The organism is Inquilinus sp. CA228 (assembly GCF_052078665.1).
Taxonomy (GTDB): domain Bacteria; phylum Pseudomonadota; class Alphaproteobacteria; order DSM-16000; family Inquilinaceae; genus Inquilinus.
Window position 1 is genome coordinate 1 of sequence record NZ_JBQJIK010000030.1, and the last position, 17,023, is coordinate 17,023.

At 66.8% G+C, this 17,023-nt stretch carries 18 protein-coding genes; 10 read left to right on the top strand and 8 right to left on the bottom strand.

What is annotated here, in order from left to right; genetic code table 11:
• The 8 genes from treY to ACTOWL_RS16460 all read left to right on the top strand — a co-directional run.
• Positions 1 to 1,821: malto-oligosyltrehalose synthase (gene treY, locus ACTOWL_RS16425; RefSeq protein ID WP_441322327.1), on the top strand; the 1,821-nt coding region annotated here is incomplete at its 5' end.
• Positions 1,811 to 2,335, top strand: a complete 525-nt coding sequence (locus ACTOWL_RS16430) for a hypothetical protein (RefSeq protein WP_441322328.1) — start codon at positions 1,811 to 1,813, stop codon at positions 2,333 to 2,335. The genes treY and ACTOWL_RS16430, both read left to right, overlap by 11 nt.
• Before the next feature lie 47 nt (positions 2,336 to 2,382).
• The gene (glgX, locus tag ACTOWL_RS16435) at positions 2,383 to 4,518 is read left to right on the top strand and encodes a glycogen debranching protein GlgX (RefSeq protein ID WP_441322329.1); all 2,136 of its coding nucleotides are present in this window, start codon (positions 2,383 to 2,385) and stop codon (positions 4,516 to 4,518) included.
• 148 nt (positions 4,519 to 4,666) lie between these two features.
• Positions 4,667 to 4,891 carry a DUF2188 domain-containing protein gene (locus ACTOWL_RS16440; RefSeq protein ID WP_441322330.1) on the top strand — a complete coding sequence of 75 codons (225 nt, stop codon included), beginning with the start codon at positions 4,667 to 4,669 and terminating at the stop codon, positions 4,889 to 4,891.
• 3 nt (positions 4,892 to 4,894) lie between these two features.
• A complete protein-coding gene (locus ACTOWL_RS16445) occupies positions 4,895 to 5,524 on the top strand; it encodes a hypothetical protein (protein ID WP_441322331.1) in 630 nt (209 codons plus the stop codon).
• Positions 5,525 to 5,633: 109 nt separating this feature from the next.
• Positions 5,634 to 6,290 carry a hypothetical protein gene (locus ACTOWL_RS16450; RefSeq protein ID WP_441322332.1) on the top strand — a complete coding sequence of 219 codons (657 nt, stop codon included), beginning with the start codon at positions 5,634 to 5,636 and terminating at the stop codon, positions 6,288 to 6,290.
• A 259-nt stretch (positions 6,291 to 6,549) separates the two neighbouring features.
• Positions 6,550 to 7,140, top strand: coding sequence for a hypothetical protein (locus ACTOWL_RS16455; RefSeq protein WP_441322333.1), 591 nt, complete (start codon positions 6,550 to 6,552; stop codon positions 7,138 to 7,140).
• Positions 7,141 to 8,034 (top strand): phosphotransferase family protein, encoded by an 894-nt coding sequence (locus ACTOWL_RS16460; protein ID WP_441322334.1) that lies wholly within the window; start codon positions 7,141 to 7,143, stop codon positions 8,032 to 8,034.
• Positions 8,035 to 8,125: 91 nt separating this feature from the next.
• On the opposite strand, the gene ACTOWL_RS16465 is transcribed toward ACTOWL_RS16460, so the two are convergent.
• The gene (locus tag ACTOWL_RS16465; RefSeq protein WP_441322335.1) at positions 8,126 to 8,458 is read right to left on the bottom strand and encodes a hypothetical protein; all 333 of its coding nucleotides are present in this window, start codon (positions 8,456 to 8,458) and stop codon (positions 8,126 to 8,128) included.
• 929 nt (positions 8,459 to 9,387) lie between these two features.
• Between ACTOWL_RS16465 and ACTOWL_RS16470 the strand changes: the two genes are divergently transcribed.
• Together ACTOWL_RS16470 and ACTOWL_RS16475 are read left to right on the top strand one after the other, a co-directional pair.
• Positions 9,388 to 9,702: a hypothetical protein gene (locus ACTOWL_RS16470; RefSeq protein WP_441322336.1), complete on the top strand. Its 315-nt coding sequence runs from the start codon at positions 9,388 to 9,390 to the stop codon at positions 9,700 to 9,702.
• 57 nt (positions 9,703 to 9,759) lie between these two features.
• The gene (locus ACTOWL_RS16475; protein ID WP_441322337.1) at positions 9,760 to 10,227 is read left to right on the top strand and encodes an NUDIX hydrolase; all 468 of its coding nucleotides are present in this window, start codon (positions 9,760 to 9,762) and stop codon (positions 10,225 to 10,227) included.
• 94 nt (positions 10,228 to 10,321) lie between these two features.
• Here the strand turns inward: ACTOWL_RS16475 and ACTOWL_RS16480 are convergent, their stop codons facing one another.
• The 7 genes from ACTOWL_RS16480 to ACTOWL_RS16510 all read right to left on the bottom strand — a co-directional run bounded on the left by ACTOWL_RS16480 (position 10,322) and on the right by ACTOWL_RS16510 (position 16,932).
• On the bottom strand, positions 10,322 to 11,179 hold the full coding sequence (locus ACTOWL_RS16480; protein ID WP_441322338.1) for a metal ABC transporter permease: 858 nt from the start codon (positions 11,177 to 11,179) through the stop codon (positions 10,322 to 10,324).
• A 274-nt stretch (positions 11,180 to 11,453) separates the two neighbouring features.
• Complete coding sequence (locus tag ACTOWL_RS16485; RefSeq protein WP_441322339.1) at positions 11,454 to 12,296, bottom strand: metal ABC transporter permease; 843 nt, start codon at positions 12,294 to 12,296, stop codon at positions 11,454 to 11,456.
• Positions 12,293 to 13,090, bottom strand: coding sequence for a metal ABC transporter ATP-binding protein (locus ACTOWL_RS16490; RefSeq protein WP_441322340.1), 798 nt, complete (start codon positions 13,088 to 13,090; stop codon positions 12,293 to 12,295). The genes ACTOWL_RS16485 and ACTOWL_RS16490 overlap by 4 nt, the downstream gene beginning before the upstream one ends.
• On the bottom strand, positions 13,077 to 13,985 hold the full coding sequence (locus tag ACTOWL_RS16495) for a metal ABC transporter substrate-binding protein (protein WP_441322341.1): 909 nt from the start codon (positions 13,983 to 13,985) through the stop codon (positions 13,077 to 13,079). Before ACTOWL_RS16495 ends, ACTOWL_RS16490 begins: the two co-directional genes overlap by 14 nt.
• A 135-nt stretch (positions 13,986 to 14,120) precedes the next feature.
• On the bottom strand, positions 14,121 to 14,729 hold the full coding sequence (locus ACTOWL_RS16500) for a helix-turn-helix transcriptional regulator (protein ID WP_441322342.1): 609 nt from the start codon (positions 14,727 to 14,729) through the stop codon (positions 14,121 to 14,123).
• A 242-nt stretch (positions 14,730 to 14,971) separates the two neighbouring features.
• Positions 14,972 to 15,646, bottom strand: coding sequence for an HAD family hydrolase (locus ACTOWL_RS16505; RefSeq protein ID WP_441322343.1), 675 nt, complete (start codon positions 15,644 to 15,646; stop codon positions 14,972 to 14,974).
• A 17-nt stretch (positions 15,647 to 15,663) separates the two neighbouring features.
• Complete coding sequence (locus tag ACTOWL_RS16510) at positions 15,664 to 16,932, bottom strand: multidrug effflux MFS transporter (RefSeq protein WP_441322344.1); 1,269 nt, start codon at positions 16,930 to 16,932, stop codon at positions 15,664 to 15,666.
• Positions 16,933 to 17,023: the final 91 nt, after the last annotated feature.

Below are 17,023 nucleotides of genomic sequence, written 5' to 3' on the forward strand. Positions count from 1 at the left end.
CCGGTGGAGTTCGACGCCACCCATGGCCGCATCGACTCCGCCGTCGCCGCCGGCCAGGTCCAGGGGCTGCGCATCGACCACATCGACGGGCTGGCCGACCCGGCCGGCTATCTGGCCCGGCTGCGCCAGGCGGTCGACGCCGTCCGGCCCGGGGCCGTCCGGCCCGGGCCCTTCACCATCTGGGTCGAGAAGATCCTGGCCGAGGGCGAGGACCTGCCGGCGGGCTGGCCGGCCGAGGGCACCACCGGCTACGAGATCGCCAACGCGATCCACGGGCTGCAGGTCGATCCCGCCGCCGCCGGCCCGATCCGCGCCGCCTATGCCCGCTTCACCGGCGACCACGGCAGCATGGCCGACACCATCCGCCGCTGCCGCCGCGCCGTGATCGAGGGCAACCTGGCCGCGCCCTTCGAGGCGCTGGTCGACGCCGTCGACCGCCTGGCCTATGCCGGTTGGGAGGAGCGCGACCTGACCCGTGCCGCGCTGCGCGAGGCCCTGGCTACGGTGATCGAGCATCTCTCCGCCTATCGCGGCTATCCGGGCGGCGCGACCTTCGGCCTCGCCGCCGCGATCGCCCGGGCCCGCGACACCGTGCCCGGGCCGGCGCTCGACTTCGTGGCGAAGCTCCTCTCCGGCCGCGCCCCCGGCGCCGAGGCGGCCCTGATCCTGCAGCGCTTCCAGCAGCTGACCGGCGCGGTCGCGGCCAAGGCGGTGGAGGACGCGGCCTTCTACCGCCACCTGCCGCTCGCCTCGCTGAACGAGGTCGGCGGCTGGCCGGAGCGGTTCGGGATCGAGCCCGACGACTTTCACGCCGTCTTCGCCCGCCGCCGGCGCGACGCACCGGATGCGCTGTCGTCGCTGTCGACCCATGACCACAAGCGCGGCGCCGATGTCCGCGCCCGCCTCGCGGCGCTGACCGAGCTGGCGCCGGAGTGGCAGTCCGGCCTCGCCGCCTGGTCGACCCTGCTGGCCCCCCATCGCGGCGGCGGCAACGACCGCCCGGTGCCGAGCCGCCGGCACGAGCACATGTTCCTCCAGACCGTGATCGGCACCTGGCCCGCCGGCGGCCCGGATTCCGCCTATGCCGACCGGATCACGGCCTATCTGCTGAAGGCGGCGCGCGAGGGCAAGGACGAGACCAACTGGACCGACCCGGACCAGGCCTATGAGGCCGGGCTGGAGCGCTTCGTCCGCGCCGCGCTGGCCGGCCCCTTCGCGGCCGCAATCGCGCCCTTCGCCGAGCGCGTCGCCCGCATCGGCGCGGTCAACGGCCTGGCCCAGCTGGCGCTACAGATGACCCTGCCTGGCGTGCCCGACCTGTACCAGGGCACCGAGGAATGGGACCTGTCGCTGGTCGACCCCGACAACCGCCGCCCGGTCGAGTGGGACCGGCTGGCGCGGCAGCTCGACGCGATCGCCGACGCCAATCCGGTGGAGCTGGCCGCGGCCTGGCCGGACGGGCGGATCAAGCACTGGCTGGCGGCGCGGCTGCTGCGCCTGCGCCGCGACGACCCGGCCCTGTTCGCCCGCGGCGATTACGCGCCGGTGCCGGTGCAAGGGCCGGCGGCGGCACATGTCGTGGCCTGGCGCCGGTCGCTGGACGACCGGCACCTGGTCGTCGCCGTGCCGCGGCTGGTGGCCGGCAAGCTGAACGGGGCGCTGGGCTTGACCGGCTTCGACGGCACGGCGCTGAATCTTCCGGATGGGATCGATGGTGGGGGTGACGTGCGGGGGAATGGGGGCAGCCGGGCCGATCTCGGCCCTGTCTTCGGCCGGCTGCCGGTGTTCCTGCATCAGCTTGGAGGTCGCGATGGTCAATAGGGTGTTGCGCCTGATCTCGAACCCCGCCCTGCAAAGCGGGCTGCCCCTGCCCCGCCCCCTCTCCCCCGACGAGCCGCAGCGCGAGCATTTCGAGCGGCTGGGCCTGTCGGTCGCGGCCGCCGGCCCGGACCGGGCCGAGCTGACCGGCTGCTTCGCCGGGCGGGTCGACATCCGCGCCGTCGCCCGCCCGCCGGAGGATGACGAGGAGCCGGCCCCGCTGGTCTGGGACGTGCTCGGCCATTGGCGCAAGCGGCGGCTGCTGTGCCTGCACCCGACCGATCTCGACGAATGGCTCGGCCTGCGCCCGGTCGACGCCTTCGCCCTGCTGCGCGGCCTGCGGAACGATGCGCTGGCCGAGGCGTTGGGACCTACGGCGGCCACCGATGTGTTCGACTGGCGCGGCCACCGGGTGCTCAACCCCTTCCGCGATCGCTTCGGCAACGAGACCAGCCCGGCGTGCGAATACGGGGCGGATTACCGGCTGTGGCGGGCCCGCTGGCGCGAGGCGCTTTGACAGTTGCAGGCGGGGCCGGCTCAGCCGGCCCGGAGGGAAAGAAGCGGATGAAGCGGGTAAGGCCGGCGGCCGTGCGGGTGCTGGAGGGTCAGCCCTTCCCGCTCGGCGCCACCTGGGACGGGTTGGGCGTGAACTTCGCCCTGTTCTCGGCCAATGCCACCAAGGTCGAGCTGTGCCTGTTCGACGACGAGGGCAAGCGCGAGCTCGCCCGGGTCGAGCTGCCGGAATACACCGACGAGGTCTGGCACGGCTATCTGCCCGACGCCCGTCCCGGCAGCATCTACGGCTATCGCGTGCACGGCCCCTATGAGCCCGCCGCCGGCCATCGCTTCAACCCGAACAAGCTGCTGCTCGACCCCTATGCCAAGCGGCTGGTCGGCAACCTCTCCTGGGACGACGCGCTGTTCGGCTACACCATCGGCGCCCCGGAGGAGGATCTGTCCTTCGACACCCGCGACAGCGCCCCCTTCGTGCCGAAATGCCGGGTGGTGGACCCTGCCTTCACCTGGGGCCGCTCGCGCCCGCCCGCCATCGGCTGGGACCGCAGCGTGGTCTATGAGCTGCATGTCCGCGGCTACACCATGCGCCACCCCTCGGTGCCGCGGCGCCAGCGCGGCACCTTCGCCGGGCTCGGCCACCCCGAGGTGGTCGGCCATCTGAAGACCCTCGGCGTCACCACGGTCGAGCTGATGCCGGTGCATGCCTTCATCCCCGACCGCCACCTGCTGGACCGCGGCCTGACCAATTTCTGGGGCTACAACACAATCGGCTTCTTCGCCCCGCACCCCGCCTACGCCGCCACCGGCGAGACCGCGGAGTTCAAGGAGATGGTGGCGCGGCTGCACGATGCCGGGCTCGAGGTGATCCTCGACGTGGTCTACAACCACACCGCCGAGGGCAATGAGCGCGGCCCCACCCTGTCGCTCAAGGGCATCGACAACGCCAACTACTACCGGCTGATGCCGGACGACAAGCGCTACTACATCAACGACACCGGCACCGGGAACACGCTGAACCTGAGCCACCAGCGGGTGCTGCAGATGGTGACCGACAGCCTGCGCTACTGGGTCACCGAGATGGGGGTGGACGGCTTCCGCTTCGACCTCGCCACCATCCTCGGCCGCGAGGCGCACGGCTTCGACGAGGGCGGCGGCTTCCTCGACAGCTGCCGCCAGGACCCGGTGCTGGAGGGCGTCACGCTGGTCGCCGAGCCCTGGGACCTCGGCCCCGGCGGCTACCAGGTCGGCGGCTTCCCGCCCGGCTGGGCGGAGTGGAACGACCGCTTCCGCAACACCGCCCGCGCCTTCTGGAAGGGCGACGAGGGCCAGGTGGCCGACCTCGCCTCCCGCCTCGCCGCCTCGGGCGACCTGTTCAACCGCCGCGGCCGCCGGCCCTGGGCCAGCGTCAACTTCGTCACCGCCCATGACGGCTTCACGCTGAACGACCTCGTCTCCTACAACGACCGGCACAATGAGGCCAACGGCGAGGACAACCGCGACGGCCATGCCGACAACCTGTCCTGGAACCACGGCGCCGAGGGCCCGACCGACGACCCGGCCATCCGGACCTTGCGCGAGCGGCAGAAGCGCAACCTGCTGGCCACGCTGCTGCTGTCCCAGGGCACGCCGATGCTGCTGGGCGGCGACGAGTTCGGCCGCACCCAGCAGGGTAACAACAACGCCTATTGCCAGGACAACGAGATCGGCTGGGTGGATTGGGAGGCGATCGGCGAGGACGGCCGCCGGCTGATCCAGTTCACCCGCCGGCTGATCGGGCTGCGCCAGCGCTTCCCAGTGCTGCGCCGCACCCGCTTCCTGACCGGCCTCTACAACGAGGAGCTGGACGTCAAGGACGTGGCCTGGCTGCGCCCCGACGGGAAGGAGATGGAGAATGGCGACTGGACCAATTCCCAGACCCGCTGCCTGGGCATGCTGATCGACGGCCGCGCCCAGCCCACCGGCATCCGCCGCCGCGGCTCGGAGGCGACGCTCATGCTCCTCTTGAACGCCCACCACGAGCCGGTGCCCTTCCTGCTACCGGAGGTCCCCGACGGCGCCTTCTGGACCGCCCTGGTCGACACGGCAGAGCCTGACGCGGCGCCGCGGGGGCACCTGCCGGCGGGGGAGACCTTCGCGCTGCAGGGCCGGGCGGTGGTGCTGCTGTCGGCGCAGACGGGGGTGTGAGGCGCATGAATCGCTCCCTGTCTCGCCGCTTGTATACAAACAGCGCAAGATTGGAGGCGCAAATTGCATTGGGAAGTTTTGCGAAGGGCAGGATATGATTGGTGCCTGCCCTGGTTCACGCTGATAGTCCGATGAAAGGCGGCGCGCGATGTCAAGGAAGGATCAACACGTAGTACCCAATGGTGAAGGATGGAGCGTGAGAAGCGCCGGTGCATCTCGCGCCTCAGGCACCTACAAGACGCAAGAGGAGGCCATTAAGAGGGCTCGAGATTTGGCCAAGAATCAGAAAAGTGAACTTTATGTTCATGGTCGAGATGGACGAATCAGGGAACGAAGCTCCTTTGGTCGAGATACCTATCCACCAAAAGGATAGAAATTGTCCAATTTTTCCTTTTCAAAAAGTGTTTTTATCAATTGTCCTTTTGACAAAGATTATGAACCAATCTTGCAGGCAATCGCATTTTGCGCCATCTATCTTGGCTTCTCCCCCAGGCTAGCGACCGAAAGTGGCGATTCTGGGACGATTAGGCTCAATAAGATTATCGGTCTTATCGAGAACTCGCAATATTCAATACACGACTTGAGCAGATGCCAAGCGACCAAGGAAGGCGAACACTTTAGATTAAACATGCCATTTGAATTAGGAATAGATTACGGCTGTCGCCAATATTGTAGAAATGGACGAGAAAATAAGAAAATCCTTATTCTTGAAGAACAGCCATATCGATACCAAGCAGCAATTTCTGATCTTGCCGGCTGCGATATTCAGGCACATGCGGGAGACTATCAAAAAGCCATACGGGCGGTTCGAAATTGGTTCGTTACGGAAACCGGCATAAACGCGGAGGGCGCTAGCCGGATCCTCGGACGTTATATCGATTTTCAGGCATGGTATTATGAAAGGCAACTCTCCGCCGGCTTTTCACACGCAGATATACAAGATTATCCTACAAAGGAGCTTTTGGATGCGATGAAGATTTGGGTATCTAATGGCATGCCTGTTTAATTCTCCGGACACCGGAGCCGGTTTGCGCTCCCAAGCCTATGCGGTTGGTTACTCCGAGCGAAAATGAGGTCATAAAGAATAGATTTAAAATATACATAGGAATTACAAGATGTCGATACGAATGACTCACTTAAGAAAGGCTCTTAAATTATTGGAGGCACCCAAAAATATTAAAATCTCTACCCTGCGAGACGACATAAGACAGGATAACAGAAAAAGTGGGTCTTCGGGCGGGGATTTTCACGGACCATTTTGGTCGGATGCGAAGAAGCATGCGTCAGGCGAAGTCGATCTAAAAACAGAAGGAGCGCATCGCGTCTCCAAAAACGACGTGAGAAAAAGGCTCTACCCAATATTAATAGAGGGCTTCTTGAAGTGGTGGAACGAAAAACGTCGATGGAGAAACGAACCATTCAATATCGTTAAAGGCGATATAAAAGGAAGGCATTCCATCACACAACTAAAAACTACGATCAAGGTCGAAAATATTCTAGCCTTCCAGATATCTGATGATACGTTTCGGATTATATATCCTTATTTTAGCGAAAAACCGATACTTTCCTCAGAGGGAGCGCGAATTGGCTTGTGGCTCATGCATCAAGCGCTAAGCAGCTATAAAATAGAAGATATGAGAATACTAGATATACTACGAAGCCAATCTTTCTCCGTTCAATATTTCCCCTTACTGGGAAATGAGGAAGATATATTTTTGAGAAGATACAAAGAGATATTGGATGAATGGGAGGAACTAAAAAAGCAATACTAATTTTGTCGGTCGAACTTGAGGTGACAATAAGGAAGACGCGGTCGGCGGCCATCACCTCGGGCTCGGCCAGCACCGCCTCGAGCGCCGGCAGGACGCCGTGGATATCGGCGAGGACAGCGATCCGTTCCGGCATGGCTCCCCCAGGGGGTCGAGGGATCGATCGGCGCCATCTCGGCATCGAATCCTGGCACCGGTTCCGGCATCATAGCGCGCCCTCGCCCCAGCGCACGGCTTCGATCAGCCTCGGAAGGACCGCCCCATGCCCTCCCTCCTCCCCGCCGAGCTCGCCTGGTACGTCACCGGGCGCTTTTACCAGGCCGAGCCGGACGGCCCGGTGGCGGATTACGGCTATTTCCTGCACCTGCCCTTCCTCGACGTACCGCTGTTCGACGGCCCGCGCGGCGAGGCCACCGCGCATTTCACCTTCGCCGCCAGGCCGTTCCAGGCGAAGGGCGTCGACAATGGCGCGCTGAAGCTCGGGGTCGATCCGGTCGGGGAGTTCTCGATCTACCTGCAGCGCCCGCCGGCCGGGACCTTCGACGACCCGGCCTCCTTCGCCCGGGGCGACTGCATCGCCACCTTCCGCCGCGCCAGCCTGGTGGTCGGCACCACGGTCACCCAGCCCGATGGAACGACGGCGGTGTCGCTGGTCGGCACCAACGTGTTCTCCGCCCGCCTGGTCGAGAGCCGGCCCTTCGACTTCGCCGGCGGCCGCCACGACGTCGCCGAGCATCTCGGCCGGGGCGTCACCCAGTTCGGCACCGCCGCCGGCGCGCCGATCTCGCCGACGCCGACGGGCTTCACGGCGGTGGTGCCCTTCACCGGCTCGGCCATCGCGCTGGGCCGGTAGGTGCCGGATCTCCTGGCGCGCCTGCTCCAGCGCGTCGCGCCCGGCGCCCGCCTGCTGGTGGCCCGACCCCTGGCCGGCGGCGTCTCGGCCCAGGTGACGGCGCTGGAGATCGCGCCTCCGGACGGCCGGACCCTGGTGCTGCGCCGGCACGGCGCCGCCGACCTGGCGCGCGACCCGGAGATCGCGGCGCATGAGTTCCGGCTGCTGCAGCTGCTGCAGGCGGCCGGCGTGCCCGCGCCCTTGCCGCTGCACCTGGACACGAGCGGCACCATCCTGCCCACGCCCTGGCTGTTGCAGAGCTTCGTCGACGGCGACACCGAAGACGTGCCGGCCGATCCCGACGAGCACATGCGCCAGCTGGCCGGGGCGCTGGCCGCGATCCACCGCGTGCCGGCGGCCGACCTGGCGTTCCTGCCGCTCCAGGAGGAGCAGGCGGCGGCGCTGATCGCGGAGCATCGGCCCAAGCCGGACGAGACCCTGGCCGAATCCCGCCTGCGCGCCGCCCTGGTGGCTGCCTGGCCCCCGCCCCGCCGCAACCCGCCGGTGCTGCTGCATGGCGACTTTTGGCCCGGCAACCTGCTGTGGCGCGGCGGCCGGCTGCAGGCCGTGGTCGACTGGGAGGACGCCGCCCTCGGCGACCCGCTGGCCGACTTGGCCAATGCCCGGCTGGAGCTGTTCATCGCCCTCGACGCGGACGCCATGGCCGCCCTCACCCGCCACTATCTCGCCCTGTCCGCGATCGACACGGCCGCCCTGCCCCTCTGGGACCTGTGGGCGGCGCTGCGCCCGATCGTCGACCTGCCCGGCTGGGGCCTGGATCCCGCGGCGGAGCACCGCCTGCGCACCCGCCACCGCGCCTTCACCGGCCGGGCCCTGGCGGAGGTCGGCAGCTAGCGGTGCCGACCGCTCCGCTATCCGTGAGACAGCTCCGCCGAGATGCCGGGCATCCTCTCCCGCCCGCAACCGGACGGTGACTCCAGATGGCCTACACGACCATCGGCACATAGCTCAGGAGCACCAGAGCCATGCTGGCCGCCGATACAACCACCATGAACACGGAATAGCGGTGAACGAATTTTCTCGAGAGCTTGTAGGCGGCCGCCACGTCGTCCGCCTCCCTGTACAAGCTGACGGACAGCACGAGCAGTCCGACTGCCCCCAGGAATTCGATCACCGACGCCGCTGGGTCGACGAACAGGAAGAAGAGCCAGTCCGGGAGCACGGACAAATCCTTCGCCGTCCTCAGCACAAAACCGGATACCGCGAATACGAAAAATCCCGGAAAGGCAACCTTTTTAAAGAACGAGAATTTCTGCATCTTCTCCTCGCCTTCACAAATACGCGGCTGAAAATTCATCCCCAAAGCAGATCGGTGAAACGTCGCGTGTCCTGGCCTGCCCATTCGGCCCCCGCGGCACGCATTCCCCGGGGCGACGCCGAAAATCCTACCATCTCCGAGAGCACGCCAGCCATTCTGATCGAGATCACCTCTGTCTGGTCACGCACCCCTGACCAGGCGCGAAGTCGACGCATTCGATTGACGCAGTCCGCATCCGATGATGCAATCGCGGGTAGGGCAGAGTTGCGTTTTCATGGACGATTTTCGATAGGGATTGTCCGGCCGGCACGTAGAGCCGCCCCGGAGCCTACGCGACGGCGAGGAGATCACGGATGAGACTCCCCATTCGCTCGAGCTACTATCAGTTGGGCGCGGCCACCGCGCTCCTGATCAGCTTCCTATTTTTGAACTATCAGAAATTCAATCTTCCGGCATTTCTTCCGTTCGCTCCACCGATGGATGAAAAGGAAACCACTTCGTTATTCGGGATATTCCTTTTTGTAAGCCTATTTTTTTCACAATTGGCAATAAAATTATCATAAATAACAGTAAATATCATGAATATTCTTCAGTATATCAGAAATATATTTCGAGAGTATCGCTCATAATACTTGGATTTATTTTAATACTCATGTTAATATTTCCTTTCTGACATTTCGTGATCATGAGGCGCTCTACAGCATGGGCACGACCTCTCGGAGGTTCCAGCGTGCGTCCAGGATGGCGTTACCGATCTTCATTCATCTGCACCCATTAGGCACGAAGTCGCATCATCCCATTGACGTGCCCGGCAGCCGATGATGCAATCACGGGTAGAGCAGGACTGCGTTTGCATGAGCAATTTTCGATAGTGCGGGTTGCTGGGGCCGGCGTGCCCTGCACTCGCGCAATCGCCAGGAGATTGTGCGATGGACACCACCTTCAGCCGATACCGGCTCGGCTCGATCATCGCGCTCATCCCCTATCTATTTTTCATATTCTATCCACAACTCACTCTTCCCGAATGGTTTCCGTTCACCAAGCCGGACCTTGGATTTGGCCTTGTCGCAGCGCTGGCCATCTTCTTTCTCACGCTAAGCGTGTATCTTTCGTTCAGGCATCGCCAATTGACCCGGCCAATGCCGATCAATCCCAAGCAGATACTCAAATCCCTGCTTCTCATTTTGGCCGCTTTCCCTGTCATGATTGCCATGATGATTGTGATATTTGCACTCGTGCTCTGAGCGCACGCCCGGCTCGGCCGGCGAGCCGCCGGAGCGGCGCAGCAACCCGAGGACCACATGCAGGAGATCCCGATCCGGAGCTTTGCCGTCTCCGTCGTCGTCATCCGGCGCACCGAGCCGGGCGCCGAGGTGCTGCTGCTGCGCCGCACCCGGTCGCTGGCCGGGGAGTGGTGCCAGATCGCCGGCGCCATCGAGCCCGGCGAGACCGCCTGGCAGGCGGCGCTGCGCGAGACCCGGGAGGAGACCGGGCTGGTGGTGCAACAGCTGTATTCCGCCGATATCTGCGAGCAGTTCTACGAGGCGGAGCGCGACGCCATCAGCCTGCTGCCTGTCTTCGTCGGCATCGCGGCGCCGGACGCCGAAATCCGGCTGAACCCGGAGCACAGCGCGTTCCGCTGGGTCGGCTTCGACGAGGCGGCCGGGATGGTGCCCTTCGCCGGCCAGCGCCATGTCCTGCGCCATGTCGAGCGGGAGTTCGTGGACCGGGAGCCGAGCCGCTGGCTCCTGATCCATCCGCGCGGCTAGGCTGGGTTCCCCGCAGTTGTAGGTTGGGTTCGCGTGAGCGAACCCAACATCGCGCAGCCCGAACCAGTGTTGGGTTCGCATCCGCGAACCCAACCTACGCGCTCGCCACCTGCCGCCGCAGCAGCCCGTTCTTCGGGGCGAACAGGAAGGCCAGGGCGAACAGCAGGGCCTGGACCACCACGATCGACGGGCCGGTGGCGCCGTCGAGCCAGAAGCTGAGCAGGGTGCCGAGCACGCTCGACAGCACCGCGGAGGCGACCGCCGCCACCATCACCCGGCCGAAGCGATCGGCCAGCAGCAGGCCGATGCAACCCGGCGTCACCAGCATCGCCATCACCAGCACCACGCCGACCGCCTGCAGCGCCGCGACGATGGTGGCGGCCACCAGCAGCAGCAGGATCAGCTCCAGCCGCCGCGGCGAGATCCCCATCACCCGGGCCTGGCCGGGGTCGAAGCAGAACAGGATCAGGTCCTTGCGCAGCAGCAGCACCGCCGCGAGCGTGACCGAGCCGACCGCGAGCGTCTGGATCTTGTCCGCCGGCTCGATGCCCAGCAGGTTGCCGAACAGCACATGCATGAAGTGGATGTCGCTCGGCGTCGCCACCAGCAGCACCATGCCGAGCGCCAGGAAGCCGGTGAAGGCGATGCCGAGCACGGCGTCGCTCTTGACCCGGCAGCGCGCCTCGATCGCGCCGGCCGACAGCACGCAGGCCATGCCGCTGGCGACGGCGCCGAGCGACATCGGCAGCCCGGCGACATAGGCCAGGATGATGCCGGGCAGCACCGCGTGCGAGACCGCGTCGCCGACCAGGGCCCAGCCCTTCAGCACGACGAAGCAGGACAGCACGGCGCAGACCGTGCCGACGAAGGCGGCGATCAGCATCGCCTCGACCATGAAGCCGTGCCGCAGCGGCTCGGCGGCGGCTTCGAGCAGGGACAGCAGCGCGGTCATCGAGGCCTTCCTGCGGCCTGGCGCCCCCGCGGAAGAGCGCGTCTCTCCCCGGCGCCGAAGTTTTCATCCTCCCCCTCCCCTTGCGGGAGGGGGTAGGGGGAGGGGTTTGGTGCCGCCGGGACCGATATCAAACGATCGGCGCGACCGTAGAACGATCCCGGATGACCAAGACCGGCTCCCTTCGATCGACACCCCCTCCCCCTACCCCCTCCCGCGGGGGGAGGGGGAGGATTGATTGGTTCGGGCCGGCTGGGCGATCGGGTTTGAAAACCGCTCATGCCTGTGCCTTTCGCAGCAGCCCGTGCTTCGGCGCCAGGGCCAGGGCCAGCAGGAACAGGCCGGTCTGGGCCAGCACGATCAGCCCGCCGGTCGACCCGTCGAGGAAATAGCTGGCATAGGCGCCGGCCATCGCCGTCACCGCCCCCATCACCGCGGCCAGGACCAGCATGCGCGGGAACCGGTCGGTCAGCAGAAAGGCGGTGGCGCCGGGCGTGATCAGCATGGCGACCACCAGCAGCGCGCCGACCGCCTGCAGCGCCGCCACCGCGGTCAGCGACAGCAGGCCCAGCAGCAGCAGGTGCAGCCGCCCGGTCGGCAGGCCGATGGCGCGGGCGTGCTGGGCATCGAAGCAGTACAGCAGCAGATCCTTCCACTTCACCGCCACCACCAGCAGGCAGCCGGCGCCGACGGCGAAGAGCTGCCACAGATCGGCATCGGCGATGCCCAGCAGGTTGCCGAACAGGATCGTGGTCAGCCTGAGGTTGCTGGGATACAGCGAGATCAGCAGCAGGCCGAGGGCGAAGAAGGCGGTGAAGACGACGCCGATCACCGCGTCGCTGCGCAGCTTGGTGGCGCGCTCGATGGCGCCGATGCCGAGCACCGCGAAGAGGCCGGACAGCACGGCGCCGAGCAGGAAGGGCGCGCCGGCCAGATAGGCGATGGCGACGCCCGGCACCACGGCGTGGGACAGCGCGTCGCCCAGCAGCGACCAGCCCTTCAGCGTGACGAAGCAGGACAGCACGGCGCAGACCGCCCCGACCGCGCCGCCGCCGAGGATGGCCTTGACCATGAACTGGTAGCCGAAGGGTTCGGCCAGCAGGTCGAGCAGCCCGCTCATCCCGCCGCCCGCAGCCGGGGCTCGGCGTCGTTCAGCCCGGTCAGGCCGAAGGGCAGCTGGTGCAGCGCGCCGCCGAAGGTGCGGGCCAGGTTGTCGGCGGTGAACACCGCCTCGACCGGGCCGAAGGCGACCAGGCTGCGATTGATCAGCGCCGCCTGGTCGCAGAACTCCGGCACGCTCGCCAGGTTGTGGGTCGACACCAGGATCAGGTGGCCGGCGTCGCGCAGCCCGGCCAGGATGCCGGTGATCGCCCGCTCGGTCTTGACGTCGACGCCGGTGAAGGGCTCGTCCAGCAGGATGATCCGCGCCTCCTGCGCCAGCGCCCGGGCCAGGAACACCCGCTTGCGCTGGCCGCCGGACAGCTCGCCGATCTGGCGGCCGGCGAAATCCTGCATGCCCACCCGCTCCAGGCTGGCCGATACCGCCGCGCGGTCGGCCGCCGACGGGATGCGCAGGAAGCCCATCCGCCCCTGCCGGCCCATCATCACCACGTCGCGGACCGAGACCGGGAAGCTCCAGTCGACCTCCTCGGTCTGCGGCACATAGGCGACGATGTTGGCCTTCTGCGCCCAGGCCACCGGCCGGCCGCAGATCGAGACCGAGCCGGCGGCCGGCGTCACGAAGCCCATGATCGCCTTGAACAGGGTCGACTTGCCGCTGCCGTTCATGCCGATCAGGCCGCAGATGCTGGGCCGGTCGAGCGTCAGCGACACGTCGCTCAGCGCGACATTGCCGGCGCGGTAGCGGACGGTGATGCCCGACACCGAGATCGAAGGAGCCTCACTGGCCGACATTGAACCCGTCCTGGATCAGCCTGGCGTTGTAGCGCAGCATGGCGAGGTAGGTCGGCGCCGGCCCGTCCTCGGTGGTCAGGCTGTCGACATACAGCGTGCCGCCGAAGCGGGCGCCGGTCTCCTGCGCCACCTGCCGCATCGCCTTGTCGTTGACCGTGCTCTCGCAGAACACCACCGGCACATGGTCGCTGCGCACCGTGTCGATCACCCTGCGGATCTGCTGCGGCGTGCCCTCCTCATCGGCGTTGACGGCCCAGAGATAGCCCTCGGTCAACCCGTAGTCGCGGGCGAGGTACGAGAACGCGCCCTCACAGCTGACCAGCTTGCGCTGGTCGGCCGGGATCTTGGCCAGCGCCTCGCGGATCGGCGCGTCCAGCGCCTTCAGCTCGGCGGTGTAGGCGGCGGCGTTGCGGTCGTAGGTGGCGGCGTTGGCCGGGTCGACCGCCACCAGCGCCTTGCGGATGTTCTCGACATAGATCACCGCATTGGCCGGCGACATCCAGCTGTGCGGGTTCGGCTTGTCGGTGTAGGGGCCTTCGACGATCGAGACCGGCTGGATGCCGTCGGTCACCACCACGCTCGGCACGTCGCTGACGCCCTGGAAGAACTTCTCGAACCACCTCTCGAGGCCCAGGCCGTTCCACAGCACCAGGTCGGCGTCCTGCGCCTTGACCACGTCCAGCGGCGTCGGGTCGTAGTCGTGGATCTCCGCCCCCGGCTTGGTGATCGATTCGACGATCGCCGCGTCGCCGGCCACCTGCTGGGCCATGTCCTGCAGGATGGTGAAGGTGGTGACGATGCGCTTCGGCCGCGCCCCTTCCGCCCAGGCGCTCCCGGCCGTCAGCATCCCCGCCAGTGCCAGCACCGCCGCCAGCACGCTCCGAACTCTCACCATCAGCCTCTCCCGTCGCATCGCCATTGCCCGGGGAATGCTCGCATCGACGCAAATGTAGCTCAAGCTAAATTTTGAAATGCGAGCTTAATAGAGGCTCATGAGCTTCGTCTTGATGCCGCGGCTTTCACAAATCCGTCACCCGCCAGCGACCAGGCCCGCGCCCAGGATCAGCCGCACCAGGGCGGCCTGGCGATGCGTGCCGGTCTTCTCGAACACGCGCTGCAGATGGATGCGGACGGTGGAGACGGCGACCGCCAGCTCCTCGGCGATCGGCCGCAGCCCGGCGCCGCGCAGGGTCAGCAGCGCCACCCGCGCCTCCGCCGCGGTCAGGCCGTACAGGAGCTGCAGCGTCGCCGGCCGCGGCTCCGGCCCCGCCTCGGGGTCGAGGATCATCAGCAGCGCCGGCGCCGGGGGCCGGTCCGCCGGCCGCAGCACGGAGCCGAGCGGCGCCACCTGCACCGCATAGGACCGCGCGCCCGAGGGCCGGCTGACGGCAAGGCACCCCGGCACGGCCTGCGCGATCAGCCGCTGCAGCGCGGCGTCCTCGGCCGGCCGCCCCAGCCGCAGCATCCGTCCCGGGCCGATCGCCAGCCCGTCGCGGGCGCCGACGATGTCCTCCGCCGCGCCGTTCAGGAACAGGACGCGCCCGCCGGGCGCCACCAGCGCCACGCCATGGGCCAGCCGGTCCAGCACCGCGAGCACGTCGTCCCGCTCCAGGCCCGGTTCGTCGAGCAATGCCAGCATGTCGATGCCTCCAGGTCCCGCCGCCTAATGCGGCTGACGGAAATCCTGACCGGCCCCGGCTTACGGATCGCTTACGGCTGTGTGTCTCCCGGTGATCACCCTGAGATCGTCTGAGACTGCGCTGGCGTGAGTCGGCTGGCGGTGGTTTCGAGAACCGGAGCGCAGCGCACGTTTGGTGCGTGAGCACCGGAAGCGGAGAAACCGCCGTCAGACGGCCGCGCCAGTAGCAGTATCAGGCGGTCTCAGCGACGACCGCCGACCTCGTCGATGTGCAGCAGCATGTCGGCCGGGTCCTCGAAGACGCGGTAGGCGCCGGCGCGCTCCAACTCGTCCTGGCCGTAGCCGCCGGACAGGAAGCCGACGCCCAGCGCCCGCGCCCGCTGCGCCGCCAGCATGTCCCAGACGCTGTCGCCGACCACATGGGCGCGCTCGATCGGCACGCCCAGCTTCTCGGCCGCGGCCAGGAACAGGTCCGGGTCGGGCTTGGCGTATTTCACCTGGTCGCGGGTGACGACCGGGACCTTGTCGAAATCGACGCCGAGATTCTCCAAGACCGGCCGCGCCGTCTCCATCCGGCCGCTGGTGGCGATCGCCCAGGGGATGCCGGCCTCGGTCAGCCAGGCCAGCAGTTCGCGCGCGCCGGGCAGCGGCACGCTCTGCTCGGAATGCCGGTTGTAGGCCTCGGCGTGGCGGCGGCGCAGCCGCTCCACCCGCTCGTCGCTGATGTCCAGGCCGGTCTCGCGCAGCAGCATGTTGGTGAACAGCCCGCCGCTCATGCCGATCTTGCGGTGGATGCGCCAGACCGACAGCTCGATGCCCTCGGCGTCCAGCGCCTCGCGCCAGGCCATGACGTGGTGGTAGACGCTGTCGACCAGCGTGCCGTCGAGGTCGAACAGGAACGAGGTCTGCTGGCGCATCTCATGGTCTCCTGGCTTCAGCGGGCGGGATCCGGATGGTGCGGTATGAACAGCCGGCCGCGCTCGGTCCACAGCACGATCAGCAGCGCCAGCAGGCCGAGGCCGAAATAGCCGAAGGCCAGCGGCACCACCGTGCCGTCGAAGGCCTGGCCGACCACGGCGCCGAGCACCGCGCTGACGATCGTGGTGTAGCTGCCGAACACCGAGGAGGCGGTGCCGGCGACGTCGCCCAGCGGCTCCATCGCCATGGCGTTGAAGTTCGGCACGGTCAGGCTGAACAGGAACATGTTGGCGGCCAGCACCACGCCGAACAGGAACAGCGGCGGCTTGCCGCCGAAGGCGAAGGCGAAGATCACCTGCAGCGCGCCGACGGCGACGAAGCCCAGGATGCCGGTGTGCGACAGGCGCCGCATGCCCAGCCGGCGCACCAGCCGGGAGTTGAGGAAGGAGGCGAAACCCATCACCATCGCGATCAGCCCGAAGGCCATCGGGAAGTAGGTGCCCAGCGCATAGACATCGGTCTCGAAGATCGCCTGGGACGAGCCGAGATAGGACATCAGCGCCCCCATCATCAGCCCCATGGCGGTGGCGTAGCCGATCGACACCCGGGTGGTGACGCAGCGCCGCGCGGCGCCGGCGATCTGCGTCGGCGAGAACCGCTTGCGGTATTCCGGATGCAGCGTCTCGGGCATGCGCAGGTTGAACCAGACGATCTGCACCAGCGCCAGCACCAGCATGCTGACGAAGATCGCATGCCAGCCGCCGAGGAACAGGAAGCCCTGGCCGATCGCCGGGGCGAGGATGGGAACGATGATGAACACCATCATGGTCAGCGACATCACCCGCGCCATCTCGCGGCCGGAGTAGCGGTCGCGGACGATGGTGACGGTCAGCACGCGCGCCGCGGCGGCGCCCATGCCCTGCACCACCCGGGCGATCAGCAGCCATTCGAAGCCGTGGGCGACGATCGCCAGGATGCTGCCGAAAGTGTAGATGGTCAGCCCGATCATCAGCGTCGGCCGCCGCCCGATGACGTCGGAAATCGGGCCGTAGACCAGCTGCATCACGCCGAAGCCGGCCATGTAGGCGGTCAGCACATATTGCAGCGAATTGGCGTCGGCGATGCCGAGATCGGCCTGGATGGCGCCGAAGGCCGGCAGCAGGTTGTCGATCGACAGCGAGATCAGCGCCATCATGAAGGCGATCAGGCCGACGAACTCGACGAAGCCCGGCGCCGGCATGGCGCGGCCGGTCGCGGCCCCGGTGATCCTGCTGACGAACGACATCCGCTCCGGTCTCGCTTGCATGCGGCACGGCCCGGCCCGCGCCATGCCGCCTGGGCGGTGGTGCCGGTCGAGCGCTGCCCGCCCCCGCGGG